The sequence below is a fragment of the Sphingomonas sp. genome (genome assembly GCF_017744835.1).
Taxonomy (GTDB): domain Bacteria; phylum Pseudomonadota; class Alphaproteobacteria; order Sphingomonadales; family Sphingomonadaceae; genus Sphingomonas.
Window position 1 is genome coordinate 160,147 of the sequence record NZ_JAGIAM010000003.1, and the last position, 25,628, is coordinate 185,774.

Annotated in this window: 25 protein-coding genes; 13 read left to right on the plus strand and 12 right to left on the minus strand. The window is 66.6% G+C overall.

Annotated features, from left to right (window positions below; all coding sequences use genetic code 11):
* The gene (locus J7500_RS08625) at nucleotides 1–1,422 is read left to right on the plus strand and encodes a pyruvate dehydrogenase complex E1 component subunit beta (RefSeq protein ID WP_294061304.1); all 1,422 of its coding nucleotides are present in this window, start codon (nucleotides 1–3) and stop codon (nucleotides 1,420–1,422) included.
* Nucleotides 1,423–1,465: 43 nt separating this feature from the next.
* Here the strand turns inward: J7500_RS08625 and J7500_RS08630 are convergent, their stop codons facing one another.
* The 3 genes from J7500_RS08630 to J7500_RS08640 are packed head-to-tail and all read right to left on the minus strand — an operon-like array spanning nucleotide 1,466 to nucleotide 4,889.
* Entirely contained in the window at nucleotides 1,466–2,158 is a 693-nt protein-coding gene (locus J7500_RS08630; RefSeq protein ID WP_294061305.1) for a pilus assembly protein, read from the minus strand.
* Nucleotides 2,155–2,811: a TadE/TadG family type IV pilus assembly protein gene (locus J7500_RS08635; protein WP_294061306.1), complete on the minus strand. Its 657-nt coding sequence runs from the start codon at nucleotides 2,809–2,811 to the stop codon at nucleotides 2,155–2,157. The genes J7500_RS08630 and J7500_RS08635 overlap by 4 nt, the downstream gene beginning before the upstream one ends.
* The gene (locus tag J7500_RS08640; RefSeq protein WP_294061307.1) at nucleotides 2,808–4,889 is read right to left on the minus strand and encodes a TadE/TadG family type IV pilus assembly protein; all 2,082 of its coding nucleotides are present in this window, start codon (nucleotides 4,887–4,889) and stop codon (nucleotides 2,808–2,810) included. Before J7500_RS08640 ends, J7500_RS08635 begins: the two co-directional genes overlap by 4 nt.
* A gap of 117 nt (nucleotides 4,890–5,006) precedes the next feature.
* Between J7500_RS08640 and J7500_RS08645 the strand changes: the two genes are divergently transcribed.
* On the plus strand, nucleotides 5,007–5,672 hold the full coding sequence (locus tag J7500_RS08645; protein WP_294061308.1) for a squalene/phytoene synthase family protein: 666 nt from the start codon (nucleotides 5,007–5,009) through the stop codon (nucleotides 5,670–5,672).
* Between the two features lie 62 nt (nucleotides 5,673–5,734).
* A complete protein-coding gene (locus J7500_RS08650; protein WP_294061309.1) occupies nucleotides 5,735–6,205 on the plus strand; it encodes an EF-hand domain-containing protein in 471 nt (156 codons plus the stop codon).
* A 3-nt stretch (nucleotides 6,206–6,208) separates the two neighbouring features.
* On the opposite strand, the gene J7500_RS08655 is transcribed toward J7500_RS08650, so the two are convergent.
* Together J7500_RS08655 and trmFO are read right to left on the minus strand one after the other, a co-directional pair.
* On the minus strand, nucleotides 6,209–6,772 hold the full coding sequence (locus J7500_RS08655) for a hypothetical protein (protein WP_294061310.1): 564 nt from the start codon (nucleotides 6,770–6,772) through the stop codon (nucleotides 6,209–6,211).
* 39 nt (nucleotides 6,773–6,811) lie between these two features.
* Entirely contained in the window at nucleotides 6,812–8,155 is a 1,344-nt protein-coding gene (gene trmFO, locus J7500_RS08660) for a methylenetetrahydrofolate--tRNA-(uracil(54)-C(5))-methyltransferase (FADH(2)-oxidizing) TrmFO (protein WP_294061311.1), read from the minus strand.
* Nucleotides 8,156–8,230: 75 nt separating this feature from the next.
* On the opposite strand from trmFO, the gene J7500_RS08665 reads away from it, so the two are divergent.
* Nucleotides 8,231–8,878, plus strand: coding sequence for a lysoplasmalogenase family protein (locus J7500_RS08665; protein ID WP_294061312.1), 648 nt, complete (start codon nucleotides 8,231–8,233; stop codon nucleotides 8,876–8,878).
* Nucleotides 8,875–9,306: a DUF488 family protein gene (locus J7500_RS08670; RefSeq protein ID WP_294061313.1), complete on the plus strand. Its 432-nt coding sequence runs from the start codon at nucleotides 8,875–8,877 to the stop codon at nucleotides 9,304–9,306. The genes J7500_RS08665 and J7500_RS08670 overlap by 4 nt, the downstream gene beginning before the upstream one ends.
* A gap of 89 nt (nucleotides 9,307–9,395) precedes the next feature.
* Here the strand turns inward: J7500_RS08670 and J7500_RS08675 are convergent, their stop codons facing one another.
* Nucleotides 9,396–10,178 (minus strand): hypothetical protein, encoded by a 783-nt coding sequence (locus tag J7500_RS08675; protein WP_294061314.1) that lies wholly within the window; start codon nucleotides 10,176–10,178, stop codon nucleotides 9,396–9,398.
* A 163-nt stretch (nucleotides 10,179–10,341) separates the two neighbouring features.
* On the opposite strand from J7500_RS08675, the gene J7500_RS18540 reads away from it, so the two are divergent.
* The 4 genes from J7500_RS18540 (at nucleotide 10,342) to J7500_RS08690 (ending at nucleotide 14,996) form a co-directional block, all read left to right on the plus strand.
* Nucleotides 10,342–11,520 carry a DNA adenine methylase gene (locus tag J7500_RS18540; RefSeq protein ID WP_367112980.1) on the plus strand — a complete coding sequence of 393 codons (1,179 nt, stop codon included), beginning with the start codon at nucleotides 10,342–10,344 and terminating at the stop codon, nucleotides 11,518–11,520.
* Entirely contained in the window at nucleotides 11,507–12,484 is a 978-nt protein-coding gene (locus J7500_RS08680) for a ParB/RepB/Spo0J family partition protein (RefSeq protein WP_294061315.1), read from the plus strand. Before J7500_RS18540 ends, J7500_RS08680 begins: the two co-directional genes overlap by 14 nt.
* Complete coding sequence (locus tag J7500_RS08685) at nucleotides 12,481–13,401, plus strand: restriction endonuclease (protein WP_294061316.1); 921 nt, start codon at nucleotides 12,481–12,483, stop codon at nucleotides 13,399–13,401. The genes J7500_RS08680 and J7500_RS08685 overlap by 4 nt, the downstream gene beginning before the upstream one ends.
* Before the next feature lie 158 nt (nucleotides 13,402–13,559).
* On the plus strand, nucleotides 13,560–14,996 hold the full coding sequence (locus J7500_RS08690; protein WP_294061317.1) for an amidohydrolase family protein: 1,437 nt from the start codon (nucleotides 13,560–13,562) through the stop codon (nucleotides 14,994–14,996).
* Here J7500_RS08690 and J7500_RS08695 read toward each other — a convergent pair.
* From J7500_RS08695 to cysS, 6 genes are all read right to left on the minus strand, one after another.
* Nucleotides 14,993–16,513 (minus strand): PAS domain S-box protein, encoded by a 1,521-nt coding sequence (locus J7500_RS08695; RefSeq protein ID WP_294061318.1) that lies wholly within the window; start codon nucleotides 16,511–16,513, stop codon nucleotides 14,993–14,995. The two genes, J7500_RS08690 and J7500_RS08695, sit on opposite strands and share 4 nt — an antisense overlap.
* Before the next feature lie 172 nt (nucleotides 16,514–16,685).
* On the minus strand, nucleotides 16,686–18,059 hold the full coding sequence (locus J7500_RS08700) for a class II 3-deoxy-7-phosphoheptulonate synthase (RefSeq protein WP_294062144.1): 1,374 nt from the start codon (nucleotides 18,057–18,059) through the stop codon (nucleotides 16,686–16,688).
* A gap of 322 nt (nucleotides 18,060–18,381) precedes the next feature.
* Complete coding sequence (locus tag J7500_RS08705) at nucleotides 18,382–19,317, minus strand: NAD(P)-dependent oxidoreductase (RefSeq protein ID WP_294061319.1); 936 nt, start codon at nucleotides 19,315–19,317, stop codon at nucleotides 18,382–18,384.
* Between the two features lie 329 nt (nucleotides 19,318–19,646).
* Nucleotides 19,647–20,207, minus strand: a complete 561-nt coding sequence (locus J7500_RS08710; RefSeq protein WP_294061320.1) for a hypothetical protein — start codon at nucleotides 20,205–20,207, stop codon at nucleotides 19,647–19,649.
* Nucleotides 20,208–20,350: 143 nt separating this feature from the next.
* Nucleotides 20,351–21,157, minus strand: coding sequence for a hypothetical protein (locus J7500_RS08715; protein ID WP_294061321.1), 807 nt, complete (start codon nucleotides 21,155–21,157; stop codon nucleotides 20,351–20,353).
* Between the two features lie 75 nt (nucleotides 21,158–21,232).
* On the minus strand, nucleotides 21,233–22,675 hold the full coding sequence (gene cysS, locus J7500_RS08720) for a cysteine--tRNA ligase (protein ID WP_294061322.1): 1,443 nt from the start codon (nucleotides 22,673–22,675) through the stop codon (nucleotides 21,233–21,235).
* Between the two features lie 167 nt (nucleotides 22,676–22,842).
* On the opposite strand from cysS, the gene J7500_RS08725 reads away from it, so the two are divergent.
* The 4 genes from J7500_RS08725 to J7500_RS08740 are packed head-to-tail and all read left to right on the plus strand — an operon-like array spanning nucleotide 22,843 to nucleotide 25,593.
* Nucleotides 22,843–23,025 (plus strand): hypothetical protein, encoded by a 183-nt coding sequence (locus J7500_RS08725; protein WP_294061323.1) that lies wholly within the window; start codon nucleotides 22,843–22,845, stop codon nucleotides 23,023–23,025.
* Complete coding sequence (locus J7500_RS08730; RefSeq protein ID WP_294061324.1) at nucleotides 23,022–23,573, plus strand: SRPBCC family protein; 552 nt, start codon at nucleotides 23,022–23,024, stop codon at nucleotides 23,571–23,573. The genes J7500_RS08725 and J7500_RS08730 overlap by 4 nt, the downstream gene beginning before the upstream one ends.
* Before the next feature lie 27 nt (nucleotides 23,574–23,600).
* A complete protein-coding gene (locus tag J7500_RS08735; protein WP_294061325.1) occupies nucleotides 23,601–24,785 on the plus strand; it encodes a zinc-dependent alcohol dehydrogenase in 1,185 nt (394 codons plus the stop codon).
* A 13-nt stretch (nucleotides 24,786–24,798) separates the two neighbouring features.
* The gene (locus J7500_RS08740) at nucleotides 24,799–25,593 is read left to right on the plus strand and encodes an SDR family oxidoreductase (RefSeq protein WP_294061326.1); all 795 of its coding nucleotides are present in this window, start codon (nucleotides 24,799–24,801) and stop codon (nucleotides 25,591–25,593) included.
* Nucleotides 25,594–25,628 lie beyond the last annotated feature (35 nt).

Sequence of the window (25,628 nt, forward strand, 5' to 3'; positions counted from 1 at the left end):
ATGGCGATCGAATTGAAGATGCCGGCGCTGTCGCCCACGATGGAAGAGGGCACGCTCGCCAAGTGGCTCGTCAAGGAAGGCGACACTGTGAAGTCGGGCGACATTCTCGCCGAGATCGAGACCGACAAGGCGACGATGGAATTCGAGGCCGTGGACGAAGGCACGATCAGCCAGATCTTGGTCGCCGAGGGCACCGATAATGTGAAGGTCGGCACCGTGATCGCGATGATCGCGGCCGAAGGCGAGGATGCCTCCGCGGCTCCGGCACCCGCTCCCGCAGCTGCCACGCAGGCCGAAGCGCCGGCGCAGGAGCAGAAGGCGGCCGAGTCCGAAGCGGGCGAGGACGGCGGCCCCAAGAAGGCCGACAGCGGCACTAAGCAACTCGCCAGCGACAAGGCGGCGACCGTCGCCGATCCGGCGATCCCCGCGGGCACCGAGATGGTCAAGACCACCGTCCGCGAGGCGCTGCGCGACGCGATGGCCGAGGAAATGCGCGCCGACCAGCGCATCTTCGTGATGGGTGAGGAAGTCGCCGAGTATCAGGGCGCCTACAAGGTCACCCAGGGCCTTCTCGAGGAGTTCGGCGACAAGCGTGTGATCGACACGCCGATCACCGAATATGGCTTCGCCGGCATCGGCACGGGCGCTGCGATGGGCGGCCTCAAGCCGATCGTCGAGTTCATGACGTTCAACTTCGCCATGCAGGCGATCGACCACATCATCAATTCGGCCGCCAAGACCAACTACATGTCGGGTGGCCAGATGCGTTGCCCGATCGTGTTCCGCGGCCCCAACGGCGCGGCGAGCCGCGTCGGCGCGCAGCACAGCCAGAATTACGGCCCGTGGTACGCCGCGGTCCCCGGCCTGATCGTGATCGCGCCCTATGACGCGGCCGACGCCAAGGGCCTGCTCAAGGCTGCGATCCGCAGCGAGGACCCGGTGGTCTTCCTCGAGAACGAGCTGATGTACGGCCGCAGCTTCGACGTGCCCAAGCTCGACGATTACGTGCTGCCGATCGGCAAGGCGCGGATCGTGCGGCCGGGCAAGGACGTGACGATCGTCAGCTACTCGATCGGCGTCGGGCTGGCGCTGGAAGCCGCCGAGACGCTGGCGGGCGAGGGGATCGACGCCGAAGTGATCGACCTGCGCACGCTGCGCCCGCTCGACAAGGCGACGGTGCTCGAGAGCCTGAAGAGGACCAACCGCATGGTGGTGGTCGAGGAAGGCTGGCCGGTCTGCTCGATCTCGTCGGAAATCGCCGCGATCGCGATGGAAGAGGGCTTCGACGACCTCGACGCGCCGGTGCTGCGCGTGACCAATGAGGACGTGCCGCTTCCCTATGCGGCGAACCTGGAGAAGCTGGCGCTGATCACCGCCGACAAGGTGGTCGCGGCGGTGAAGAAGGTCACCTACAAGGGGTGAACTGGCAGGCGGCTTCCTCCCGCGGGGGAGGGGGCCGCCCTGCTCAGCAGGTCGAGGCTACGACGCCGTCGACCTTGTAGATGCCGTACGGATGCGTGGCGGCGGAACCCTTGTCCTCGTCACCGCCCGTGTCGCGACGATCGCGCACCATCATCGAGGCGGTTTCGTGGATCTCCGTCGCCGGCGAGATCGAAGTCTCGATCAGCGGCGTATATTGATAGCGGACGTCGACGAAGATCACGACGACGTCTTCGGGCGCGCTGACCTGGCGACCCGCGGGGCCGAAACCCGTCTTGTTGTCCGTCCGGGCGGCGCCGATGCTGGAGGTCCAGGCGGTCTTCGCGCCCTTGCAGCGCTGCCAGCGGATCATCGACTTGCCCTCGTGCGCCGGGTCGGGCTCGATGCTCGAGATGATGACGCGCCCGTTGTCGAACAGCTTCAGATCGTTTGCCTGAAGACCGGCGCCGATGAGCAGGTCGTTGATGTCGGCTTCGGTGATCTTCTTGGCTTCGAGTTGCGTCCCGGAGCCGATGCGCGCGGCGTTGTCCGCGATGTGGAGCGCGAGCTGGCTGACCCGCATGCGCGTGATCACGAAGTTGGTCAGCTCGGCCCCGCTGAGGCTCAGCGCCAGCAGGATCGGCAGCGAGAATGCGAACTCGAGCAGCGCGAGACCGCTGGTGTCGCTGGCCAGGCGCCGCAGCAGCCGGCGGATCTTGGGGCGGCGTTGCTGGATCATGTGCAGTTCCGCACGGTGGGAGGGGCCTGGTCTCCATAGGGCTGGTTGCGCAGCACGGTGGAGGCCTTGACGATCGTCGTTCCCGAGCCGCCGATGAATTTGAAGAGCGGGAAGAAGCTCGGGTAGGTTATCGTCGCGGTATAGACGACGGCGTCCTTGGCGCCGCCCTGGCCGCCGTTGCCGCCGTTGCGGTCCCAATTGCCGTTGTTGTTGTTGTCCTCATAGAGCTCGCCGGGCGTCGCGCCCTGCGGCCCGTCGCAGGTGCCGTTCCCGTTGGCGTCGGTGAAGGGCTCGAACTTCGCGGCCGCGGCGTCCGAGAAGGTGCGATACCATTTGCGCGTGATCTGCACGTCGGCATTGTTGGCGAGGACCTTGACCTCTCGGGTTAGCTTCGCGTCGAGCGCTTCCTGGCGCGTCGTCGCCGCGCCGGATTCGAGCGCCGAGTCACGCGTCACCTTCTGAATGACGCCCTGAAGCTGCGCGGTCATGTAGAGCGTGTGGCTTATGTCGAATGCGCCGGCGAGCATCAGGCACATCACCGGCGCGACGATCGCGAACTCGACGACGGTGATGCCGCGTTCGTCGCGCCCGAGGGCACGCGTAAGACGGAGCCCCCTCGCTTGAGCGCGTTTCCGGGCAACCGGCCGGATCATTGGGTAAGCCTCAGCTGCGAGATCTGGTTGGCGATCGAGCGGAACTTCTCCTGCAGGTCCGCCTCCTTCTTCGCCTCGAAGAAATGGTCTTCGGACGTCGCGCAGGCCTTCATCTTGTCGCGGATGTCGGTCGTGGCGATCGTGCCGAAATAGATGACCCACAGAGTGATCTTCTCTTTCTTAATGGCGTCGCAAACCGCGGCCGTGCGCGCCTCGACCTGCTTGGTGAGGATGCCGCCGCCGCCGCTGTCGGACGAGCAGGTCTGCGTTTTCCCAGGATCAATCGAGGCATCGGTCTGACGGCGGTCGAACCAGGCGAGACCATAGGCATTGTAATTGGTCCCGTTGGTGCAGGCGTCACCGTCGGTCATGAAGATCATGTGCCGCTCGATCTCGCCGCCCTTGGCGGTGTGCGCATTCTCCGCCGCGAAGATGCCGTGCGGCGACATCAGACGACCGCCCCAGATCAGGCCGATGTCGTGATAGGTATTGCCGCCGCCCCACATGTTGTCGACATAGTTGGAGAAGACCGACGGATCGCTCCATTTCTCCAGCTTGTGGGCCGCGGTGGGGCAGGAATAGCTCACGCCCGAATTCGAATCGAGGCCGTTCCTGTAGCTGGTGGAATCCTTCACCCCATCGATCGGCGTTCGGGTCCAGTTCCCGCTGCCGCTAGTGGACTTGTAGAGATAGAGGAGACCCCGCAGCGACGGCCCCCATTGCGTCGCGGAGTTGCCCGGCGTGGGCGGCGTGTTGATGTCGAGGTCCTTGGCGTTCGCGGGGATCGGCAGATAGCTGTCCTGCTTCACCGTCTGGCGTTCCTCGACGCAGCCCTCCCAATTGATCGTGGTGGTCGCATTGGGGTCGTCCGAGTTGGTCAGCTTCTTCACTCGGACCGAATCGTTCCAGTTGCTTCCGCCCGCCTTGAGCCCGCTAACGTCGATCGACAGGTTGCCATAGGTCCAATTGTCGAACTTATAGGTATTGGCAGGCACCGGTACCTGGGTGTGGACGACCACCGTATAGGTACCCGTGCCCTGCTTGCGCTGCTGGAGCTTGCAGGGCGAGGAACCGTTGGTGCGATACGAGATGCTGATGGTCGAATAGGTGCGGGTTTCCCAGGTGCGGGTTCCGTTGGCCGCCGTAGTCACCGCGGTGTCGATGGTGAAGGTTTCGGCGACATTGTTCTTGGTGGCCGGAACCTGCGGACAGCCATAATAGGAGCTGGTTCCCGTATCGGTATAGCTACCCCATGCGCTGGTACCCGATCTCGATGGGCCGGTGCTGTCGACGGTGTTGGGGTAGGTGTTGGTACTGCCGGTCACCGTATGATTGGCTTGGCGCGTCTGGTAGTTCCACCTGTCGGCAAGATACTCGTTGGGCAGCAGCTTGCCGACGTTGACGTTCACGTCATAGGGCACGAACCCGAAGCGGATCTGCACGTCCTCCGCGGTGCCGCCGCTCGGGGCATCGCCTTCGCACTGCGCATCCGTATCGAGGCGCGCAACGATCTCGTAGAAGCATTTCACTGCCTTGCGCAGCGCCACGATCTTGGTGTTCGGATCGCTGTTGGAGGCCTTTTGTGCCATCGACCCCGTGACGTCGAGCACGAACATCACGTCCGTGTTGGGCAGCCGCATCTCGGCGTCGCAGCTGACCGAAAGCGTCTCCTCGGTCTTTCCGAAGATGCGCATCAGCGTCATCGGCACCACGGCCGAGGCGGTGCCGGTCACCTTGCCCGCGCTCTCTTCGAACTCGCGGTCGACGTTGTCCGGGTTCAGGCCATAGGCAGTCTTGTCGTAATTCGCGTCGAAGAACTGTTCGGCGGTGCCCTCATCGGCGTCCGTCCAGCTGCCGCCGCCCATCGCCTTGCGTCCGGCCAGGGCGCCCGCGTCGCAGGCATGTTGCAGCCGCGTCTTGACGATGTACATGCGGCTGATGTCCACGCCGCCGCCCACCATGCCCGCCAGCGGGATCAGCGCGATCGCCATAATCGCCAGCGTGTTGGCGCGCGTGTCGCGTCCAAGGGCGCTCAGGAAGCCCCGTGCCTTGGTCCAGCCTGCCTGCTTCTGCCCCATGGATGCGTTCCCGGTCCCCTATCAGCGCAGCGCTATGCGGCGCGTCTGGCTAACCGGCGCTAAAGTCATGTGGTTAACGCGATTCTTATCTCCGGCTCCGGTGGGAACCGGATGCCGATGAGCGACGAATCCCCCGAACGCGCGCTGGTGCTCGCCTATGCGCCGGGCGATCGGCGCGCCGCGCTGGCGGCGCTGCTCGCACTCGACGATGCGCTGGCGCTGCTGCTGCGCACCACCCGCGAGCCTGCGCTCGGCCAGATGCGTCTCGCCTGGTGGCGCGAAGCGCTGGCCAGGCTCGATACCGAGCCCGCGCCCGCCGAGCCGGTGCTGCAGGGCATCGCGCAGGCGCTGCTGCCGCTGGGCGTGACCGGCGCGTCGCTGGTGCCGATCGTCCATGGCTGGGAAGTGCTGATCGAAGAGGAGGCGCTAGACGCCGATGCTCTCGCGCGCTTCGGTGCGGGGAGAGGGGCGCTGTTCGTGGCCGGCGGGCGGGCGCTGGGCGCTACGCCGGGCGATCCGGTGGAGGACGCGGGGCGCGGCTGGGCGCTCGCGGACTTGGCGCGGAATCTGCGCGGGGCGGAGGAGGCCGGCGAGGCGCGGGCGCAGGCCGGGCGGCTGCTCGACGAGGCGCTGCGGCAGCGCTGGAGCGCGCGGGGGAGGGCGCTGGGCGCGCTGGCGCATCTCGCGCGGATGGACCTGGCATTGGCCGAGGATGCGCCGGTACCGCATGGCGCGCCCCGCCGCGTGGCGCGCCTGTTCTGGCACAGGTTGACCGGCCGATAGCGCTTGCCTCCGTGCCGACAGCGGCTAGCCTGTCGCTGATCGTGGCTCTCGGGGGGAAGCCGATGACGTGGCGCTATCTGGCGGGTGCCGTTGCCGCCCTGTTGCTGGTGGGGGCGGGGATCTTTCTCTTCCGTGGTTCGGCCGAGACCAAGCCGAGGCTCGCGGCCCCGCCGCCGGCCCAGGCTGCGGCGGCGGCAGACGGCGAGGCGGCGCTTCCCGCGGAGGCGCCGCGCGCAAGCGATCGCACGCGCGAGCAGAAGCGCTTCGACCGCTACGACAAGGACCGCAACGACCAGGTCGCGCGCGAGGAATATCTCGCCTCGCGGCGCAAGGCCTTCGCCAAGCTCGACGTCAACGGCGACGGGCGGCTCGACTTCGGGGAATGGGCGAAGCGCACCACCGACAAGTTCGCCGAGGCCGACAAGGACAAGTCCGGCACGCTCACTCGCGCCGAGTTCGCGACCACTGCGCCCAAGCGGCGGGCGGCGGCCAAATGCGCCTGCCCGCCCGCCGCCGACAAGGACGAGGACTGAGACCTAGCCCGTGCGCGTGCAGAGCACGTCGGCGAGGAAGTTGCGGCCGCCGACGGTTTCCTGGCGCTCATAGGAGGAACCGACCCAGCCGCGCGAACGGCAGAAGCGGTTTGCGGCTTCCGATGCCGCGGCAGCGGTGCCCTGGCGGCTCGTCTCGATCCGGCCGCGCGCATCCGCGGGCGCGACGAAGAACTCGGCGGTCATACCGCGCAGCGACGCGCCGCCGCCGCCCTGGGGCGGGATCGGCTCGGGCCCCGGTGTCGCGACGGTCGGGCGCGCCGAGGCGACCGTCCAGCGGACATTGGTGACGTTGCGGGTCACGCGGTTGCACGGCGTGCGGAAATTGGTGCGCGTGCACAGGTCCCACGCCGGGCCGCCGCCCATGCGGACGCTGCGGACCGTCCAGCCGAGGTTGAGGGTGTCGCGCTGGCCGGACAGGGTGAAGGCGCGGCCGGTGAAGCCGATGCCGCTGAACACCGTGATCTCGCCCGCGCGCTGCGCCGAGGCGCCGGGGACGAGCAGCAGGCCCGCCGCGAGCGCGAGGCCGGATAGGGGACGCAAGTGCATTGGATGTCCTCCTTAGACATCCCCCGCTCGCGCGCGATGCTACGCCTCGGCGGCGCTCCCGGCAATGTCGTGCGCCGCGAACCAGCTCTGGAGCGCGGTGCGGGCGCGATCGGTGTACATCAGCTTGCGGTCGGCCTTCTTGCTGCGGCCCTCGATGGGGGGGAACAGGCCGAAGTTGACGTTCATCGGCTGGTAGGTCTCGGCCTCGGCCTCGCCGGTGATGTGCGCGAGGAGCGCGCCGAGCGCGGTTTCGCGGGGCGGGGCAGTCAGCGTCTTGCCGCCCAGCTCGGCGGCGGCGAAGCGGCCCGCGAGCATGCCGATCGCGGCGCTCTCGACATAGCCCTCGCAGCCGGTGATCTGGCCGGCGAAGCGGATGTTGGGGCGCGACTTGAGCCGCAGCGTGCCGTCGAGCAGCTCGGGGCTCTTGATGAAGGTGTTGCGGTGGAGCCCGCCGAGCCGCGCGAACTCGGCCTTCTCGAGCCCGGGGATGGTGCGGAAGAGCTCGACCTGGGCGGCGTACTTCAGCTTGGTCTGGAAGCCGACCATGTTCCACAGCGTGCCCGAGGCATTGTCCTGGCGGAGCTGGACCACGGCATAGGGCCAGCGGCCGGTGCTCGGCTGGTCTAGGCCCACGCCCTTCATCGGGCCGTAGCGGAGCGTGTCGACGCCGCGCTCGGCCATCACTTCGATCGGCATGCAGCCTTCGAAATAGGGGACGTTCTCCCACTCGCGGAACTCGGTCTTCTCGCCCGCCAGCAGCGCGGCGTGGAAGGCGAGATACTGGTCCTTGGTCATCGGGCAGTTGATGTAGTCCTTGCCCGAACCCTTGTTCCAGCGCGACTGGAACCAGGCGACGTCCATGTCGATCGTGTCGCGGTGGACGATCGGGGCGATGGCGTCGAAGAAGGCGAGGCTTTCCTTGCCGGTCGCGGCGCCGATGCTCTCGGCGAGGCCCGGAGCGGTGAGCGGGCCGGTGGCGACGATCGCGAGGCCCTCGGCCGGGAGCGCGTCGATGCGTTCGCGGACGATGGTGATGTTGGCGTGGCTCTCGAGCGCCGCGGTGACGCCGGCCGAAAAGCCGTCGCGGTCGACCGCGAGCGCCGATCCGGCGGGGACCTTGTGCCGGTCGCCCTCGGCGAGGATCAGCGAGCCCAGCGCGCGCATCTCGGCGTGGAGCAGCCCCACCGCGTTGCGCTCGGCATCGTCCGAGCGGAAGCTGTTCGAGCAGACCAGCTCGGCGAGATGGTCGGTCTGGTGCGCCGGCGTCATTTCGCCCGAGCCGCGCATCTCGGAGAGCTTCACCTTGAAGCCGGCCTGCGCGAGCTGCCAGGCGGCTTCGGATCCGGCGAGCCCGCCGCCGATGATATGGATGTCGTGTGTCACGGCGGGGCAGATAGCGATGCCGGACCCATATGACAAAGCCGTTGGCAAGGCTTTCGCCCACGCTATGGTCCGGCCATGCGCCTTCGCCCCGTCGACGCCCTGTTCGTCCTCTCGCTCCTCGTCTCCGCCAATTATTTCTCCAACGCGCTGCTGGAGCTGTCCGGCGCGTGGATGGTCGCCGAAAAGGGCGTGTGCGTCGGGCTGCTCGCGCTATGGGCGGCGCTCCAGGCGCGGCGGACCGACGGCTGGCTGATCGCCGCCGCGCTGGCGCTGGGCGCGGCGGGCGACGTGCTGCTCGAGACGCACGGCTTCACCATCGGCGGCATCGCCTTCCTCGCCGGGCACCTGACCGCCGCCACGCTGTACCTGCGCAACCGCACCGCGCCGATCGCGCCGGCGCTGGCGGTGGCCGCGCTCACTGCGCTCGCGGCCTGGTCGCTCCCCACCGACCGCAGCGTCGCCCCCGGCATCGCGCTGTACGCCGCCGGGCTCGGCGCGATGGCGGGGACCGCGCTCACCAGCCGCTTCCCGCTGAAGACGGTGGGGCTGGGCGCGCTGCTCTTCATCGTCTCCGACCTGCTCATTTTCGCGCGGATCGGCCCGCTCGAGGGTTCGATCGTGCCGCGACTGCTGGTATGGCCGACGTACATCGCCGCGCAGGCGCTGATCGCCTGGGGCGTGGTGCGCACGCTGGTGCGCGAACGCGGGAGGCTGAGGGGATGAGGATCTTCACCATCGGCTATGAGGCGACGACCATGGGCGAGTTCCTGGCGGCGCTGAAGGCGGCCGGGGTGGAGCGGCTGATCGACGTCCGCGCGCTGCCGCTGTCGCGTCGGCCGGGCTTCTCCAAGAACATCCTCGCCGCGAGCCTGCGCGACGCGGGCATCGACTATGTCCACCTCAAGAACCTCGGCACGCCCAAGCCGGGGCGCGACGCCGCCAAGAAGGGCGACGTGAAGACGCTGCGCGCGGTCTACGAGAACCAGCTCGCGCTCCCCGAGGCCCAGGCCGAGGCGGCGAAGATGCGCGCGCTGGCCGAGGAGAAGCCGAGCGCGCTGCTCTGCTTCGAGCGCAACCCCGAGCATTGCCACCGCACGCTGCTGCTCCGCGCCGAGGCGCCCGACGCCGAAGTGATCGACCTGGTCCCCTGACCGGCCGAACCCCCGCGCGGCCGCCCCAACGCGGCTAACTTCGCACTTTTCCCGCGAATCGTGACATTTCGTTGCGTGGCCGAGCAACATCATAACCATTGCACCCGTGGCGAGGCGGCCCTGGGCGGGGCGGGCGAGCGGCGCGCGGCGGCCGCTTCCTCGGCGATCTGCGCGAGCGTGCGCGGCGGGCGATCGGCGGGGCCCATGGCATCGAGCAGGCCGTGGCTGCGCGGGCCGTAGATGCGCTTCTCCTCGCGCTCGCGGGCCTGGCGCGCGAGCCGCTCCTCGCGGCTCTCGGCGGGCGCGAGCTCGGGCCAGTGCGCGGGGCCGCGGCGGAACAGTGCCTCGATCTTCTCGGCGAAGACATGGGTGCGCTCGGCGGTGCGGACCTCGTGATCGTACCAGCTGCCTTCGGCGCTGCGCCGCCACGCGCCGAGCGCGGCGATCGCGAGGCGCATATTGTACTTGTGCTGCCAGCCGATGATCCTGCCGCGGCGGATCACGGGCGTGCGCTCGCCCACCAGCGCCACCGGCAGCGCCGCCTCCATCTGGAGCTGGAGCCCGGCATCGAGCGCGAGATCCCAGGCGGCGGCGAAGCTGTAGACATAGCCGGGCCCGAGCGCCGCGGCCTGCTCGGGCGTCATCGGCACGTCGGCGAGATTGTGCGTGCGCTGCCGGACGCGGGCGCGCAGCTGATAGGCCGAGCGCGCCGACATCCCCACCGACTCCGCCGCCGCGCGCACCACCCCCATGCGCGCGAGCGCGGCGATGAAGGCGATCTGCCGCTCGGCCGTCCAGCCGGTGGCGGTGGGCCGATCGGGGATGTGCGGCGTGAAGCGCAGGAGGAGATCGGGGAGGGGGGAGCGTGCCATGTTCCGGGTTCCCGTCGTTGCGAACAAAACAGGAACATGCCATAGATTGGGGGGTGTAGGAAAGTTGTAAATTTGTCGAGTCCCGAAAGTTGCGCCAAGGGGCTTTGAGCACTATCAGGTGCCAAAGGGGGTGAGGGGAAGCATGGCTTTTCAAGTGCGCTATATGGGCAGCAAGCGATCTCTTGCTGGTCAGATATGTGCGCACATAAGTGATGAAAACCCGGGCGCCCCGGTTCTGGACGTCTTCTCAGGTATGTGTGCTGTGGGGGCTGAACTGGCACCTCGCCATCGATTGCTTACAAACGATGCACATAGCTTTGCGAAGACTGTAGCCGAGGCGTTGTTTGTTTGTGATGGACCTCCGCCTACTTCCTTGCATGCGCGCGATGAACTCGCGGATGTATACGCAGAAAATGCTAGCGCCCTCCGGCAAGCGGTCAGAGAGGAGCTTCGGCAGGAAGCTGAGGTCCTGGGAAGAGTTTCCGAGGCCAGTGGGTGGCGAAAGTTGGTTGCATTTAATGATGCCCAGCTTGAGATCCGCGTTCCGAATCTTCCGGCGCCAGGGGCCAAAATATATCAGCTCGTAACGGGATATTTTTCTTTCGGTTACTTCGGGCTTGCGCAGTCCATAGAACTAGACTCGCTTCGCTGTGCTATCGACGCGGCCTGCCCGGAGCGGAGACCATATTATCTCAGTTGCCTTCTACGAGCCGCTAGCGAGTGTGCTGCCTCACCCGGGCACTTCGCCCAGTTTCTTGTGCCTCGTGATAAGCGCACGGCTGCTTACATCGCAAAGATGCGAACGCGCTCAATATTAGATCGTTTTTATCGCGCCCTGGATGAGTTCAAGCAGGTTGACTGTGCGGATCGAGAAAATAATATTGCCTATTGCGGCGACGCCACAGCGCTCTTGGAAGCTGGCGATGTAAGTAACATTGACGGACTCGTCATATACGCTGATCCTCCGTACTCTAGGGCGCAATATAGCAGATACTATCATGTGCTGGAAACGCTGGTAAAGTATGACTACCCAGATTGCCTGGGTAAGGGGCGCTATCGTACAGATCGATTCTCCACGGGGTTTTCTTTGAGGGCTAAAGTTACGGAAGAGATGCGGCGATTCGCTAAGGCATCCTCGTCCATAGGTGCGCAGTTATACTTGAGCTACCCCACTAACGGCCTGCTCTATAAGGCTGGAAGTTCTGTGGAAGATGTTCTTAGAGAGAGTTATCCGTTTGTCGAAAGGATAGCGAGCGTACCGTTAAAGCATTCAACCATGGGGGGCGCGCCAGGGAACGCGTCGATCATGGTGACGGAGGATGTTTACCGTGCCCGATTCTAATAAAACTGCGGATCGTGATGTGACGCCGGCCGGAGATTTGCGGTCGATTGAGATAAAAGAGATACTTCCGAATCCTCGTAATCCTAGGCAAACCTTTAATCCGAGAACCATCGAAAGGTTGGCTGCCTCGATGGAGGAGATTGGGTTACAGGTTCCTATTACCGTATATCGGTCCCCAGACCGGCCGAGTTTTATTCTCTTGGATGGAGAACGTAGATTTAGGGCTGCGCAGTCAATAAACTGGAAAACAATTCCGGCTTTAGTCGTAGCCGAGCCCTCTTCTAATGAGAACGCGGTTCGGATGTTTAACATTCATATGCTGCGGGAAGAATGGGAGGAGATTGAAACCGCTTGGGCGCTTGAGCAGATCATTGATGAGACTGGCTTAACCTCTGATCGAGATCTTCAGAGAATTACAGGTCTATCGATTGATCGTATCAGAAATATGCGTCGGGTGCTGAGCTACCCTCGAGAGACACAAGAGCGCGTGGCCGCTGGAGAAATTAAATACCAACTACTCGTAGAGCTAGATAAGAACGTATCCTCCAAACTTAGAAGGGAAAGCTCTGAGGGGCAGGCTCCTGTTCCAGGTCTTACTGCTGATAAAGCTCGCAATGAGTTACTTAAGCGGTACGATGAAAACGTGGAGGCAGACGTTGTAAATCTTAGGCTTGTTGGTACTCTTTTTGATACGGCTAAAAGTGAAGGGAAGGTAGGTGAGCGTGCTCGTTCCGCTCTATCGCGCCTTTTTACCGAGCCTGACCTATCGATCGATGAAGCCTATGAGTTAGGTGCGGCATCGAACGTGGAACTTGGTAAGGTTCTGCGCGATATTGCGGCTTTACCAGGAAGGATTTCGGACTTCTTAGCGATTACCACAGACGCCGACCAGCGTGGACAGCTCCGAGAGGCCCTACTTGAGCTGCGCCTAAGAGTTGATGGGGCGCTTTCCAATCTCTCATGACGTTTGTTGGCGACCCTCTGAGGAAGATCCAGCCTGAGCTTGCCGCGTTTTTGGCTGAACAGTCAAATGGGCGCGAGGCGTTAGTCGACGCGGAAATACACGAGGATATTCCGTGGCGTCCTCATCTTTTTGAGCCGGATATAAAGCGTGCTTGGCACATTCACGTGCTAGCGCCAGATTCGGATTCTTGGTCTCGTCGAATTCGGAGGGCCAAAGCTATTGATTCGGACATTCGCGTTGGAGTTGTGGCGCCTTTGGACGTCTTTTTAGACGAGGATTTTATCCAGACATGCGATGAGTTAGGCGCTGCAATTATTGTATATACGAATGGCGTCGATCCATCATCGAATATAAACGCGAAATTATATTATTCTGCTCCAGAATATGTTGTGGAGACCAGAGTGCAACTCTCGCAACCTGCTGCGCGCAATCTTCTCGATAGAGCCTATGCTAGAGCTATTGAAGAGATTGATACAAACAGAAAAGGTGTGCTGTTGGAAGTTGCCGTGGCTCTAATGTTGAGTCAGGTGCGAGGTTTTGAGGTTCATGCGATTGGTATTTCGAACCGTTCACAGCAGATGGATGTTATAGTCCAAAATCGGAACACGGGGGGTGCGCTAGGGGGGAGTCCGGTAGTCCTTGCTGAAGTCAAGAACTGGAGGGGCCCTGTGACACCTACGGAGTATGCAGAGTTTCTGAGAAAGCTTCAGTCGAGACACGGACGCGCTAAGCTGGGCTTTTTGATCACAAGCGGCAGATTCACGGATGGTGTGAGCCTGGAACGTCGCCGGGAGTCAACGCGCGATGTTTTGGTTGTGCTGCTGGATGGTGCAGATTTTACGTCATTGTGGCGCGGTTCGGGCACAATAACCGAGCGCCTCGAAGCGGTGACGTTGGAAGCGACCATAGGGGATTAGTGTGGGCGGATAGCGCCCCGTTCCCCACCCCATAGGAAACCCGCGCCGCCAGTCTCAGGACTTACCCCGATATTTCGGCCCCACAGGGCCGCCTAGCCTCCCGTCTCGCGCACGCGCTCCATCAGGGCCGGAGCCGCGCGCGGAACAGGAGGAACCTCATGACGTCTCGCGCCTCGTCGAAGGCGGCGGCCTGCATCCGCCCGGATGCCCGCCGCAGCCTGCTCCCGCTGATCCTGATGCTGCTCGCGCTGCTGGTGCTGCTGAGCCTGGGGCCGTCGCCGCTGCGCGCGCAGCAGGCGGCGCCGCCTCCGCCGCCGCAGGTCGAGGCGACGCTCTTCCAGAACGTGCGGGTCTTCGACGGGAAGCATGCGACGCTGTCGGCGCCCTCCAGCGTGCTCGTTCGCGGCAACCGGATCGAGCGCATCTCGGCGGGGCCGATCGCGGCGGGGCCGGAGGTGCGCGTGATCGACGGGGGAGGGCGCACGCTGATGCCCGGCCTGATCGACGCGCATTGGCACACGATGTTGATCCGCCCGACGCCGGCCGAGGCGCTGACCGGTGATCCGGGCTATTTCTACCTGATCGCCGGCGCCGAGGCGCACGACACGCTGATGCGCGGCTTCACCACCGTGCGCGACGTCGGCGGGCCCTCGTTCGGGCTCAAGGAGGCGATCGACGACGGATCGATGCCGGGCCCGCGCATCTATCCCTCCGGCGCGATGATCACGGTGACGAGCGGGCATGGCGACTTCCGCCAGCTCACCGACCTGCCGCGCCACCCCGGCGGCGCGCTGACGCATGGCGAGCAGATGGGCGCCTTCGCCGTGGCGGACAGCCCCGACGAAGTGCGCATGCGGGTGCGCGAGCAGCTGATGCAGGGCGCCGCGCTGATCAAGCTCACCGCGGGCGGGGGCGTCTCCTCGCCGTTCAGCCCGATCGACGCGGTGACCTTCACCGTGCCCGAGCTGCGCGCGGCGGTGGAGGCGGCGAACAACTGGGGTACCTATGTCACCGTCCACGCCTTCACGCCCGAGGCGATCCGCCAGGCGATCGAGGCGGGGGTGACGTGCATCGAGCACGGCTTCCTGATGGACGAGGACACCGCCAAGCTGATCGCGCAGAAGGGCATCTGGCTAAGCCTGCAGCCGCTCCCCGACGCGCTGCGCACCGGCTTCCCGGTCGGCTCGGTCCAGCGCGAGAAGGCCGACGAAGTGTTTCCGGGCGTGGCGCGGACCTATGCGCTGGCGAAGAAGTACAAGATCAAGACCGCCTGGGGGACCGACGTGCTGTTCTCGCGCGCGCTGGCGCAGCAGCAGGGGGCGATCCTTGCCTCGCTGACGCAGTGGTACACGCCCGGCGAGGCGCTGATCATGGCGACCTCGACCAATGCCGAGCTGCTCGCGCTCTCGGGCAAGCGCAGCCCCTATCGCGGGCGGCTGGGCGTGGTGGAGGAGGGGGCGCTGGCCGACCTGCTGCTGGTCGACGGCAATCCGCTGGAGAACATCGCGCTGGTCGCCGATCCGGCGCGGAGCTTCGTGGTGATCATGAAGGACGGGAGGATCTACAAGGACACGCTCGGCGGGGGCGGGCGCTAGGGCTCCTCGGCCATGGGCAGGGTGAAGCTGAACTCGGCGCCGCCGCTGTTGCAATTCTCTGCCCAGAGGCGGCCGCCGTGCGCCTCGACGATCGTGCGGCAGATCGGCAGGCCCAGGCCGGTGCCGGTCTCCTTGCTGGTGTAGAAGGGCTCGAACAGCGTGTCGAAGGCACAGGGGGCGATGCCGCGGCCGGTGTCGCGGACGCGGACCAGCACGTCGCGGGCGCGCAGGCGGGTGGAGACGGTGACGGTGCGCTCGGGGCAGCCCTGGGTCGCCTCGGCCGCGTTGCGCGCGAGGTTGGCGACCACCTGCTCGATCTGGAGCGGATCGCCGATCAGCCGGGCGGGTCGCGGGTCGATGTCGATCTGGATAGCAACGCCGGCGGCGAGGCGGAGCTGGCGCACCGAATCGCAGGCGGCGCGGATCACGGCGGCGAGGTCGATGGCCTCGGACGCGACGTCGCCCGAGACGCTGAAGGCGCGGATGCGGCGGATGATGTCGCCGGCGCGCAGCGTCTGGGCGCGCGCCTGATCGAGCGCCTCGACGATCGCGGGATCGGGGTCCGGCCCCATGCGGATGCGGGCGCGCGAGGCCTCGACGAAATTGGCGATCGCGGAGAGCGGCTGGTTGAGCTCGTGCGCGAGCGTGGAGGCCATCGCGCCCATCGCGCTGAGGCGGGCGACGCGCAGCAGCTTGTCGTGTGCCTCGCGGAGCTGGGCCTGCGCCTCGACTTCGCGGGTGATGTCGATCGTCAGGCCGAGCATGCGCGGCTGGCCGTCATAGCGATCGTAGCGGCCCTGGAGCGTCACCCAGCGCTCGCTGCCGTCGGGGAGGCAGAGGGTGAGCGTCATCTCGAGCGGGCCGCGGGCGCGCACCGCCTGGGTGATGGCGTCGCGGACGCGGGCAAGCTGCGCCGAGCCGAGCGGCGCCTCGAATTCGGCGAGCGTATAGGGCGCCTCGTGCCATTCCATGCCGAACAGCCGCGCGCTCTGGGGCGACTGGCGCGCAGTGTCGGTCGTGAGGTCGATCTCCCACATGCCGACGCCGGCGGCCTCCTGCGCGAGGCGGAGGCGCTTCTCGCTCTCGGTCAGCGCGCGCTCCGCCTCGACGCGGTCGGAGATGTCCTGGAGGATCGAGATGATGTGGTCGGGCGTGCCGTCGGGCTTGCGCACGAGGTTGGCGGTGGCGTGGACCGGGCGCAGCTCGCCGCTCTTGGTGCGGATCACGCGGTCGGCGGAATAATAGGGGATGCGGCTCTCGGCGAGCGCGGCGATCGCGCCGGCAGTCACCTCCCAGTCGGGCGGGTTGCAGATCAGCTTGAAGCTGTGGCCGACGACTTCCTCGCGCGCATAGCCGGTGAGCTCGCCGCTGCGGTCGTTGACTTCGAGATAGACGCCGTCGAGCGACAGCAGCCCGACGCCGACGCCGGCCTGCTCGAACACCGCGCGATAGCGTTCCTCGGCGCGCTCGAGCCGGCGGAGTGCTTCGATGTCGTCGTCGCTGATCCTTCTGCCCATGCCGGTGCCGACGATCCCTGCCCCCTCCGCGAGCGGCGCCGGGAAGGACTCCCGGCGCGCTGCACTTCGCAGCCGCTTGCGTAGAGGACATTCGGGCAATTCCGGCGGCAAGTAAACACGTCGGATATTTGAAGTTTTACTTCATACGCGCCCGTAACGACCTGGTTCGACCTCAGGCAGCGGCCTTGCGGCGCTCCGCCATTTCCTCGTTGAGCATCTCGGCGAGGAGGAAGGCGAGCTCGAGGCTCTGTCCCGCGTTGAGACGCGGGTCGCAGTGGGTGTGGTAGCGGTCCGCCAGGCCCTGCTCGGTGATCTCGACCGCGCCGCCGGTGCATTCGGTGACGTTCTGGCCGGTCATCTCGGCATGGATGCCGCCCGCGAAGGTTCCTTCTGCGCGGTGGACGGCGAAGAAGCCGCGGACCTCGGCCAGGATGCGTTCGAAGGGGCGCGTCTTGTAGCCGTTGGCGGCCTTGACGACGTTGCCGTGCATCGGGTCGCAGCTCCACACCACCGGATGCCCCTCCCGCTTCACCGCGCGGACGAGCGCGGGCAGGCCCGCCTCGATCTTGTCGTGGCCGTAGCGGGTGATCAGCGTCATCCGGCCGGGGATGCGCGCGGGGTTGAGCGTGTCGAGCAGACGGATCAGCGCGTCGGGCTCGAGGCTGGGGCCGCACTTCATGCCGATCGGATTGCCGATGCCGCGCAGGAACTCGACATGCGCCGAGCCGTCGAAGCGCGTGCGGTCGCCGATCCACAGCATGTGCGCGCTGGTGTCGTACCAGTCGCCGGTGAGGCTGTCCTGCCGGGTGAGCGCCTGCTCATAGGGGAGCAGCAGCGCCTCGTGGCTGGTGTAGAAGTTAGTCGCCTTGAGCTGCGGCACGCTGTCGGCGTCGATCCCGCACGCGGCCATGAAGTCGAGCGCCTCGCCGATGCGGTCCGCCACATCCTTGTAGCGCGCCGCCCAGGGGCTCTTGCCCATGTAATCGTGCGTCCATTTGTGGACCTGGTGCAGGTTGGCATAGCCGCCCTGCGCGAAGGCGCGCAGCAGGTTGAGCGTCGCAGCGGATTGCGAATAGCCCTGGATCATCCGCTGCGGATCGGGGACGCGCGCTTCAGGCGTGAACGCGATGTCGTTGACGTTGTCGCCGCGGTAGCTGGGCAGCTCGACGCCGTCGATCGTCTCGGTATCGGCCGAGCGCGGCTTGGCGAACTGGCCCGCCATGCGGCCGAGCTTCACCGTCGGCAGCTTCGAGGCGAAGGTGAGCACCACCGCCATCTGGAGCAGCACGCGGAAGGTGTCGCGGATGTTGTTCGGGTGGAACTCGGCGAAGCTCTCAGCGCAGTCGCCGCCCTGGAGCAGGAAGGCCTCGCCGCGCGCGACCTTGGCTAGCTCCTGGGTGAGCTGGCGCGCCTCGCCCGCGAAGACGAGCGGCGGGAAGGACTCGATCTGCCTGGTCGCGGCATTGAGCGCGGCGGCATCGGGGTAAATCGGCAGCTGGCGGGCCTCCGCCTGCTTCCAGCTTTCGGGGGACCATTGCCGGGCCATGTCCTGCTCCACCTGGCGGACGTGGACGAACCAGTCCTGATGATGCGCGATGCCGTACGCCGCGATCTGGTTGAGCACCGCGGCGGAGGCGCGCTTGCCTTCCTCTTCCCAGCCCTGGACGGTCGATCCGGGCGTGCCGAACCACGCGCCGAAGGCGGCACGGGAGAGGGAGCGTTCCTCGCGGAAGCGGCGGATCTTGGAACCGGCTAGAGTCGTCATGTGCCGGCCTTTACCCCGGCGGGGTAAAGCGATGCAAGGTGAAATTTTACCCGGGCGGGGTAAGCGTGATTGCCGCTCCTCCCTGGAAGGGAGGGGAATGCGATCAATACCCCGCTTCCAGGTTCACTTCGTTCCTGAGCGCACGCCCTTCCACGAACGCGTGGACATTCTCGACGAACAGCGCGGCGGCGCGGAGGAACATCCGCGTCTGGCTGCGGCCCGAGAGATGCATCGAGTGGATCGCGTTGGGCGCGGTCCACAGAGGATGTTCGGGCGGCAGGGGCTCGGGGGTGACGGTGTCGAGGAAGGCGCCGCCGATCCGGCGCTTGTGGAGCGCTTCGACCAGCGCGTCCTGGTCGATCAGCGCGCCGCGGCCGACGTTGATGATCCAGGCGGAGGATTTCATCGCGCGCAGCTCGGCCTCGCCGATCATCGCGCGGTTGGCGTCGGTGCCGGGAGCGGCGAGGAAGATCCAGTCGAACTCGGGCAGCCGGGGACGCCAGTCGTCGGGGCCGATCGTGCCGGGCGCCGCGGTGCGCGTCACGCCGGTGACGGTGACGCCGAACCCCGCAAGCCGCTCGCCGATCAGCCGGCCGATCGTGCCATAGCCGATCACCAGCGCGTGGCTCTCGAACAGCTCGAGCTTGCCCGGCGCATCGAGCGGCCATTCGTGGCGATCGGCGGCGCGGACGACCTGGTCGAAGCGCTTGGCGGCGACCAGCGCGCCCATCACGGCATATTCGGCCACGGTGTGCGCATTGACTCCGCTGCCGTTGGTAACGCGCGTGCCCTGCGCGAGCAGCTGCGCCTTATCGAGCGGATCGAGCCCGGCATAGATGGTCGAGAGCCATTTGAGGTTGCGCGCGGCCGCCACCGTCTCGGCCCAGACGCGCGGATCGTTGTTGTCGAGCCAGCCGATCTCGGCCGTCGGCGCGAGCGCCAGCGCCTCCTCGCGCGAGGCGAACCAGGCGACGTCGAGCCCGGCGGGGAGCTGCGGCTCGACCAGCGGGCGGGCGAGGGCGGGGAGGACGGCCTTCATGCACCGGAGGCGTAGCGTGCCGCGGCTGCGGGTTCAAATTTCGGGGTGGGCTGGAGCTGGCTATTTGAGGGGGACATGCGCACCCGAGATGAATCACGTTCCCGCGAAAAAATTCCTCTCCCCTTGATAGGGGAGAGGATAGCGGAGCTTGGTGCCCCGGCTTGCCGGGGTGCCTAGCGCAGCTTGGAGAGGGGTAGAGCGGAGCGCAGCTCCGCGCGGCTGCCGTGCAGCCGCACACCCCTCACCCAGCTCCGACTAAGGCCCGGCTTCGCCGGACCTAAGTCTGCGCAACCCTCTCCCCTCCTCCGGAGGGGCGAGGGAATGAGCCCCTAGGGCGCATGCTCCGCCACGGCCTCTCCCGCCTGGCGATATTGCTCGCCGGCCGCGCGCGCGGCGTCGGCGGCTTGCTGGCCGGCGGCGGCATCGGGCGTGGCCGCATGGCCGGTCGCGTCATAGACGTGCGCCGTCTCGCCTGCATAGGCGTAGGTCTGTCCCTGGACCTGGACGAGGAAGGGCGTGGTGCTGCCCTCGCGGAAATAGGCGACGTTCCTGCCGTGCTCGTCGGAGGTGCGCACGATGTGGCCGTTGAGCACCCATGCCCAGCCCTGCTCGAAGCGGACTTCCTCGATCCCCTCGCCGGCGTTGATCTTCTTCTCGATTTCGGCGGCTTCGGCGAGCGTCTGCGAATCCGCAGGCGGGACATCGGCCGCGGCAGTGGGGACCGGGGGCACCACCACGGCATCCGCGGCATTGCCGTCTCCGGCATCGCCGTTCGCGACCTCGGTGGCATTTTCGGCGTTCGTCAGCGCTGTGTCATTGGTTTCGCTCCGCTGATTGCAGCCGGCCAGCGCCAGCATCACGACGAGAGCGGTTAGAGGAAGTGTGCGCATCGCATTACTCCGCTTCTAGCCCCGAATTCGGGTCGAGGCCTCCAATGCATGCGCCAGTCGAGCGCCGGTTTCCAGTCCCAACCGATCGGATCGCCTTGCAACGCCTGTGCGGGAGTGTCCTCCCGCACAGGCCGGCGCAGGGTTCAGCGGTCGCGGTCGCGGCGATCGCGGTTTCGATCGGGAGTGGGTGTCGGCGTGGGAGTCGGCGTCGGGGTGGCGCGGGGGCGGCGGCCCTCGGTACGGTCACGATCGCGGCCGTCGCGGCCCGGAGTCGCCGTGGCGTGCGGAGTGGGCGTCGGCGTCGGCCGCGTGCCCGGCGTCGGCTGAGTGCCCGGCCGGCGATTGTCGGTGCGATCGGGCGCGCGGGCATTCTGCCGCGCCTGCTCGGCGCTCTGGCGCTGCTGGCGGGCGTCGCGCACGGCTTCGGCGGCGTCGCGGCTGTGATCCGCGTCGGGCGTGCGGGCGCGGCCTTGCCGGTCGAACTCGCGCGTCGCGCGGTCGCCCTGATAGGCGAAGGCGCGGTCGCCGCGCTGGACGAGGAAGGGCTGGTCGCTGCCCGGGCGAAAATAGGCGACATTGTCGCCGTCGCGATCGGCGGTGCGCAGGATCTGTCCGTCGCGCATCCAGGCCCAGCCGTCGCCATGGCGGATGCGCTCGATGCCGCGGCCGGCGCGGATTTCCTCCTCGACCTGCGCGGCGTCTGTTAGCGGCGCGGCGTCCGCGGCGCTCGTGCCCGCGGCGGGGGCGGGGACGGCGGGGACCGCCACCGCCGGCGTGGCGGGATCGGCGACATCCTCGATCAGCGGAGTCTCGTCGTTCTCGATCGTGGCGTCGTCGAGCTCGACGGCGTTGTCAGCGCTGACCAGCGCATTGTCGGTGGTCTCGGCCGGCTTGTTGCAGGCGGCGAGCGCCAGCGCGGCGGTCAGGGCGGCGAGGGAAACACTACGCATTGCTTTACTCCACTTATGGCCCGCCGACCTGGATCGGCAGCGGCCCGGCAAGTGCAATGCGCAAGTGTCCCCTGTTTATCCCTGATCGAGCAACGCCGGCCGCCAATCCCAGCCGAGCGGATCGCCGTCCATCACTTCGACGCCCGAAGCGGCCAGTTCGTCGCGGATCATGTCCGAACGCTGGAAATCCTTGACCACGCGCGCCTGCTGGCGCTCGACCAGCCGGTCGCTGATCTCCTCGGGGGTGAGCGTCGCGCCGACGGGGCGGAGGCGCAGTTCCTCGCGGCTGAGCTCGGCGAGGCGCAGGCCGAGCACCTTGTCGAATTCGGCCAGCCCCGCGAGCCGGTCGGCGGGCGAGGTGCGCTTGTCGGCGAGCAGCTCGTCGAGAATGGGGAGCGCCCTGGGCGTGTTGAGATCGTCCGAGACGGCCTCGTCGAGCCGCTCGAGCCAGGCGGCCGGGGCGGTGCCTTCACCCTCGGCGCGGGCCTTGAGGTTCGTGACCGTCATCACCAGCCGCTTGAGGCGGGTCAGCGCCGCCGCCAGGTTTTCGGCGCTGAACTCGAGCTCGCTGCGATACTGCGCCTGGAGGCAGAGCAGGCGATAGGCGAGCGGGTGCACGCCCGCGTCGATCAGCGACTGGAGCGTGGTGAAGCCGCCCTTGGACTTCGACATCTTGCCCTGGCGATCGACCAGGAAGTTGTTGTGCATCCAGAAATGCGCGCCGGTGTCGGCACAGCCGCAGAACGCCTGGTTCTGCGCGATTTCATTGGGGTGGTGGATCTCGCGGTGGTCGATCCCGCCGGTGTGGATGTCGAACGGCGCGCCGAGATACTTCAGGCTCATCACCGAGCATTCGAGGTGCCAGCCCGGCGCGCCGCGGCCCCAGGGCGAGTCCCATTCCATCTGGCGCTGCTCGCCCGGGGGCGACTTGCGCCAGATCGCGAAGTCCTGCGGGTGGCGCTTGCCGGCGACGGGATCGATCCGCCCTTCCGCCGCATCGTCCTGCGCGCCGGCGAGGCGGCCGTAATCGGGGACGGTCGACACGTCGAAATAGAGGCCGGAATCGAGCTCGTAGCAATGCTCGGGCGCGATCTTCTCCGCGAAGGCGATCATCTCGGCGATGTGATCGGTGGCGACCGACCAGCGCGAAGGCTCGCGGATGTTGAGGTCGGCGATGTTCTGCTTGAACGCGGCGGTATAGTGCGCGGCGATGTCCCAGATGCTCTTCGCCTGGGCGCGCGCGGCGGCCTCCATCTTGTCGTCGCCGGCATCGGCGTCGCTGGTCAGATGGCCGACGTCGGTGATGTTGATGACATGGGTGAGGCCGTAGCCCTTCCACGCCAGCACGCGGCTCAGCGTGTCGGTGAAGACATAGGCGCGCAGATTGCCCAGGTGCGCGTAGTTGTAGACCGTCGGCCCGCACGAATAGACGCGCACGCCCTTCTCCGGATCGAGCGGCTGGAACTGCTCGATGCTGCGCGTGAGCGAATTGTAGAGCGTGAGTGCGGTGCTGGGCATGCGCAGGGCAATACCATCTGCGCCCCCGCCTGCAAGGAGCGGAATTGAGGGAACGCCTGCGATTGCCATCGGTTGATCCCGCGGAAGCGCCCGTTCGCTGAGCGCCTGTAAAAACCGATCCACGTCAAATGGATAGCCGGGTGTCCCGCTTTCCAAGGAGATGAGACATGGCCGATCGCAAGGATCTTTCCGAAGGCGGCGCCAAGGACCGCGGCTCCGCGCTGGAGGGGCCGGACGACGATCCCGCGCTGCGCAACGAGGGCCGCCAGGCAGTCAAGAACCAGGGCAAGGCGACGCCCGACGACTATCCCGAGGCCAATGTAGCCGCACGACGGACGACCGGGTCATGAGCGAGCTCCACGACGACGCCCCGACCTATGTCTCCAAGGATAGCGAGCTGCAGCGGCACGAGGGCAAGGGCGGCGAGGGCACCGTATGGGGCCGCACCGTCTCGATCCTGCGGCCCCGCGACGAGCTCTATGCCTATTGGCGCGACTTCCGGAACCTCGCCGGCTTCATGGAGAACATCGTCTCGATCGAGCCGCTCGACGACCGCCGCTCGCACTGGAAGGTGAAGGGTCCCAACGGCGAATATGAATGGACCTCCGCGATCACCGAGGACCGGCCGGGCGAAGTGATTGCCTGGCAGTCCGAGGACGGCGACGTGCGCAACAGCGGACGCGTCGAGTTCCTCGACGGCCCGCCGGGGCACGGCACCTTCGTGCGCGCGATCCTCGCCTATGACCCGCCGATGGGCTTCATCGGCAAGGCGGTGGCCAAGGTCATGCAGAAGGAGCCGCAGATCCAGTCCACGCGCGACCTCAGGCGCTTCAAGCAGCTGATGGAGACGGGCGAGATCGCGACCACCTCGCCGCCCAACCGTCCGTCGATTTCCTGACCCCATCCCTCCATCGGAGACGAAGCGATGCGCGCACTCACCTGGCACGGCAAGCATGACGTTCGGATGGAGACGGTCCCGGACCCCGAGATCCTCAATCCGCGCGACGCGATCATCCGGATCACTTCGACCGCGATCTGCGGATCGGACCTGCACCTCTACGACGCCTATATCCCCACGCTCGAGAAGGGCGACATATTGGGCCACGAGTTCATGGGCGTGGTCGAGGATGTGGGCCCCAAGTCCTCGCTCAGGAAGGGACAGCGCGTGGTGGTGCCGTTCACCATCTCGTGCGGCCAGTGCTTTCATTGCTCCAAGCAGCAATATTCGGCGTGCGAGAACGGCAATCCGGTGGAAAACCAGGAGCTCGGCCAGACGCTCTACGGCGAGCCGATGAGCGGGCTGTTCGGCTATACCCACCTGACCGGCGGCTATCCGGGCGGCCAGGCGGAATATGTCCGCGTGCCCTTCTCCGACGTCGGGCCCATCGTGATCCCCGACGGCGTTCCCGACGAGGACGTGCTGTTCCTCTCCGACATCCTGCCCACCGGCTGGATGGCGGCGGAGAATGCCGACATCGAGCCCGGCGATACGGTCGCGGTATGGGGCTGCGGGCCGGTGGGGCTGTTCGCGGTCCAGTCGGCGTTCAAGCTCGGCGCGCACCGCGTGATCGCGATCGACCATTTCCCGCACCGGCTAGAGCTGGCGGCGAAGTTCGGCGCCGAGACGATCAACTTCGAGCAGACCGACACCTATGAGGCGCTGATGGAGATGACCGGCGGGATCGGCCCCGACGCAGTGATCGACGCGGTGGGCCTGGAGGCGCACGGCCTGTTCGTCGACAATGTCGTCGACCAGGTCAAGGCGTCGACCTTCCTCGGCACCGATCGGCCGCATGCGCTCAGGCAGGCGATCGTCGCCTGCCGCAAGGGCGGGCGCGTCTCGATCCCCGGCGTCTATGGCGGGCTGCTCGACAAGTTCCCGGCGGGCGCGATGATGGAGAAGGGGCTGACGGTGAAGACCGGCCAGACCCATGTCCAGCGCTACACCGCCAGGCTGCTCGAGATGATCGGCGAGGGCGAGCTGGATACGACTTTCCTGATCTCGCACCGGCTGACGCTCGAGCAGGCGCCCGAGGGCTACCGCATGTTCCATGACGAGCAGGACAGCTGCACCAAGGTGGTGCTGAAGCCCGGCCTCGAGCTTGCCTGAGGGAGACCGAACGATGGCGGACAAACTGGCAGTGATCACCGGTGCCTCGACGGGCATCGGCAAGGAGCTGGCGAAGATCGCGGCGCGCGAGGGATACGACCTGATCCTCGTCGCCGACGAGCCGGCGATCGACGCCGCGGCCGGCGAGCTCAATGGCTATGGCGTGCAGGTGCAGGCAGTGGAGGCCGACCTCGCGACCTTCGAAGGCAACGACCGGCTGCTCGCGGCGTGCGGCGGGCGGCAGATCGACGTGCTGGTGGCCAATGCGGGCCGCGGGCTCGGCCAGGGCTTCCTCGCGCAGGATCCGGCCGAGTGGCGCCGCGTGATCGACACCAACGTCACCGGCACGACCTATCTGCTCCAGAAGGTGCTCCAGCAGATGGTGGCGCGCGATTCGGGCAATGTGCTGATCACCGGCTCGATCGCAGGGCTGATCCCCGGGGCATGGCAGGCGGTGTACAATGCCACCAAGGCCTATCTCGACAGCTTCGCCTATGCGCTGCGCGAGGAGCTGAAGGACACGCAGGTCAATGTCACCGTGCTGATGCCCGGGCCGACCGAGACCGAGTTCTTCCGCCGCGCCGGGCTGCTCGACACGCCGGTGGGCGAGGCCGAGAAGGCCGATCCTGCCAAGGTCGCCGAGGACGGCTGGGCGGCGATGACCGGCGGCAAGCCGCACATCGTCTCGGGCTTCGTCAACAAGCTACAGGCGGCGATGAGCCACATCACGCCCGATACGCTGCTCGCGAAGATGCACACGGCGCAGGCCAAGCCCGAGGACGTCGAGGAGGCGCGGGGAGGGATGTAGGATTGCTCATCCATTCCCCTCCCTGAAAGGGGAGG

What these genes read in the sequence shown, in the direction of transcription:
- J7500_RS08625 (WP_294061304.1), top strand. Translation starts at nt 1, where the DNA reads ATGGCGATCGAATTGAAGATGCCGGCGCTGTCGCCCACGATGGAAGAG.
- J7500_RS08630 (WP_294061305.1), bottom strand. Translation starts at nt 2,158, where the DNA reads ATGATCCAGCAACGCCGCCCCAAGATCCGCCGGCTGCTGCGGCGCCTG.
- J7500_RS08635 (WP_294061306.1), bottom strand. Translation starts at nt 2,811, where the DNA reads ATGATCCGGCCGGTTGCCCGGAAACGCGCTCAAGCGAGGGGGCTCCGT.
- J7500_RS08640 (WP_294061307.1), bottom strand. Translation starts at nt 4,889, where the DNA reads ATGGGGCAGAAGCAGGCAGGCTGGACCAAGGCACGGGGCTTCCTGAGC.
- J7500_RS08645 (WP_294061308.1), top strand. Translation starts at nt 5,007, where the DNA reads ATGAGCGACGAATCCCCCGAACGCGCGCTGGTGCTCGCCTATGCGCCG.
- J7500_RS08650 (WP_294061309.1), top strand. Translation starts at nt 5,735, where the DNA reads ATGACGTGGCGCTATCTGGCGGGTGCCGTTGCCGCCCTGTTGCTGGTG.
- J7500_RS08655 (WP_294061310.1), bottom strand. Translation starts at nt 6,772, where the DNA reads ATGCACTTGCGTCCCCTATCCGGCCTCGCGCTCGCGGCGGGCCTGCTG.
- J7500_RS08665 (WP_294061312.1), top strand. Translation starts at nt 8,231, where the DNA reads ATGCGCCTTCGCCCCGTCGACGCCCTGTTCGTCCTCTCGCTCCTCGTC.
- J7500_RS08670 (WP_294061313.1), top strand. Translation starts at nt 8,875, where the DNA reads ATGAGGATCTTCACCATCGGCTATGAGGCGACGACCATGGGCGAGTTC.
- J7500_RS08675 (WP_294061314.1), bottom strand. Translation starts at nt 10,178, where the DNA reads ATGGCACGCTCCCCCCTCCCCGATCTCCTCCTGCGCTTCACGCCGCAC.
- J7500_RS18540 (WP_367112980.1), top strand. Translation starts at nt 10,342, where the DNA reads ATGGGCAGCAAGCGATCTCTTGCTGGTCAGATATGTGCGCACATAAGT.
- J7500_RS08685 (WP_294061316.1), top strand. Translation starts at nt 12,481, where the DNA reads ATGACGTTTGTTGGCGACCCTCTGAGGAAGATCCAGCCTGAGCTTGCC.
- J7500_RS08690 (WP_294061317.1), top strand. Translation starts at nt 13,560, where the DNA reads ATGACGTCTCGCGCCTCGTCGAAGGCGGCGGCCTGCATCCGCCCGGAT.
- J7500_RS08695 (WP_294061318.1), bottom strand. Translation starts at nt 16,513, where the DNA reads ATGGGCAGAAGGATCAGCGACGACGACATCGAAGCACTCCGCCGGCTC.
- J7500_RS08700 (WP_294062144.1), bottom strand. Translation starts at nt 18,059, where the DNA reads ATGGCCCGGCAATGGTCCCCCGAAAGCTGGAAGCAGGCGGAGGCCCGC.
- J7500_RS08705 (WP_294061319.1), bottom strand. Translation starts at nt 19,317, where the DNA reads ATGAAGGCCGTCCTCCCCGCCCTCGCCCGCCCGCTGGTCGAGCCGCAG.
- J7500_RS08710 (WP_294061320.1), bottom strand. Translation starts at nt 20,207, where the DNA reads ATGCGCACACTTCCTCTAACCGCTCTCGTCGTGATGCTGGCGCTGGCC.
- J7500_RS08715 (WP_294061321.1), bottom strand. Translation starts at nt 21,157, where the DNA reads ATGCGTAGTGTTTCCCTCGCCGCCCTGACCGCCGCGCTGGCGCTCGCC.
- cysS (WP_294061322.1), bottom strand. Translation starts at nt 22,675, where the DNA reads ATGCCCAGCACCGCACTCACGCTCTACAATTCGCTCACGCGCAGCATC.
- J7500_RS08725 (WP_294061323.1), top strand. Translation starts at nt 22,843, where the DNA reads ATGGCCGATCGCAAGGATCTTTCCGAAGGCGGCGCCAAGGACCGCGGC.
- J7500_RS08730 (WP_294061324.1), top strand. Translation starts at nt 23,022, where the DNA reads ATGAGCGAGCTCCACGACGACGCCCCGACCTATGTCTCCAAGGATAGC.
- J7500_RS08735 (WP_294061325.1), top strand. Translation starts at nt 23,601, where the DNA reads ATGCGCGCACTCACCTGGCACGGCAAGCATGACGTTCGGATGGAGACG.
- J7500_RS08740 (WP_294061326.1), top strand. Translation starts at nt 24,799, where the DNA reads ATGGCGGACAAACTGGCAGTGATCACCGGTGCCTCGACGGGCATCGGC.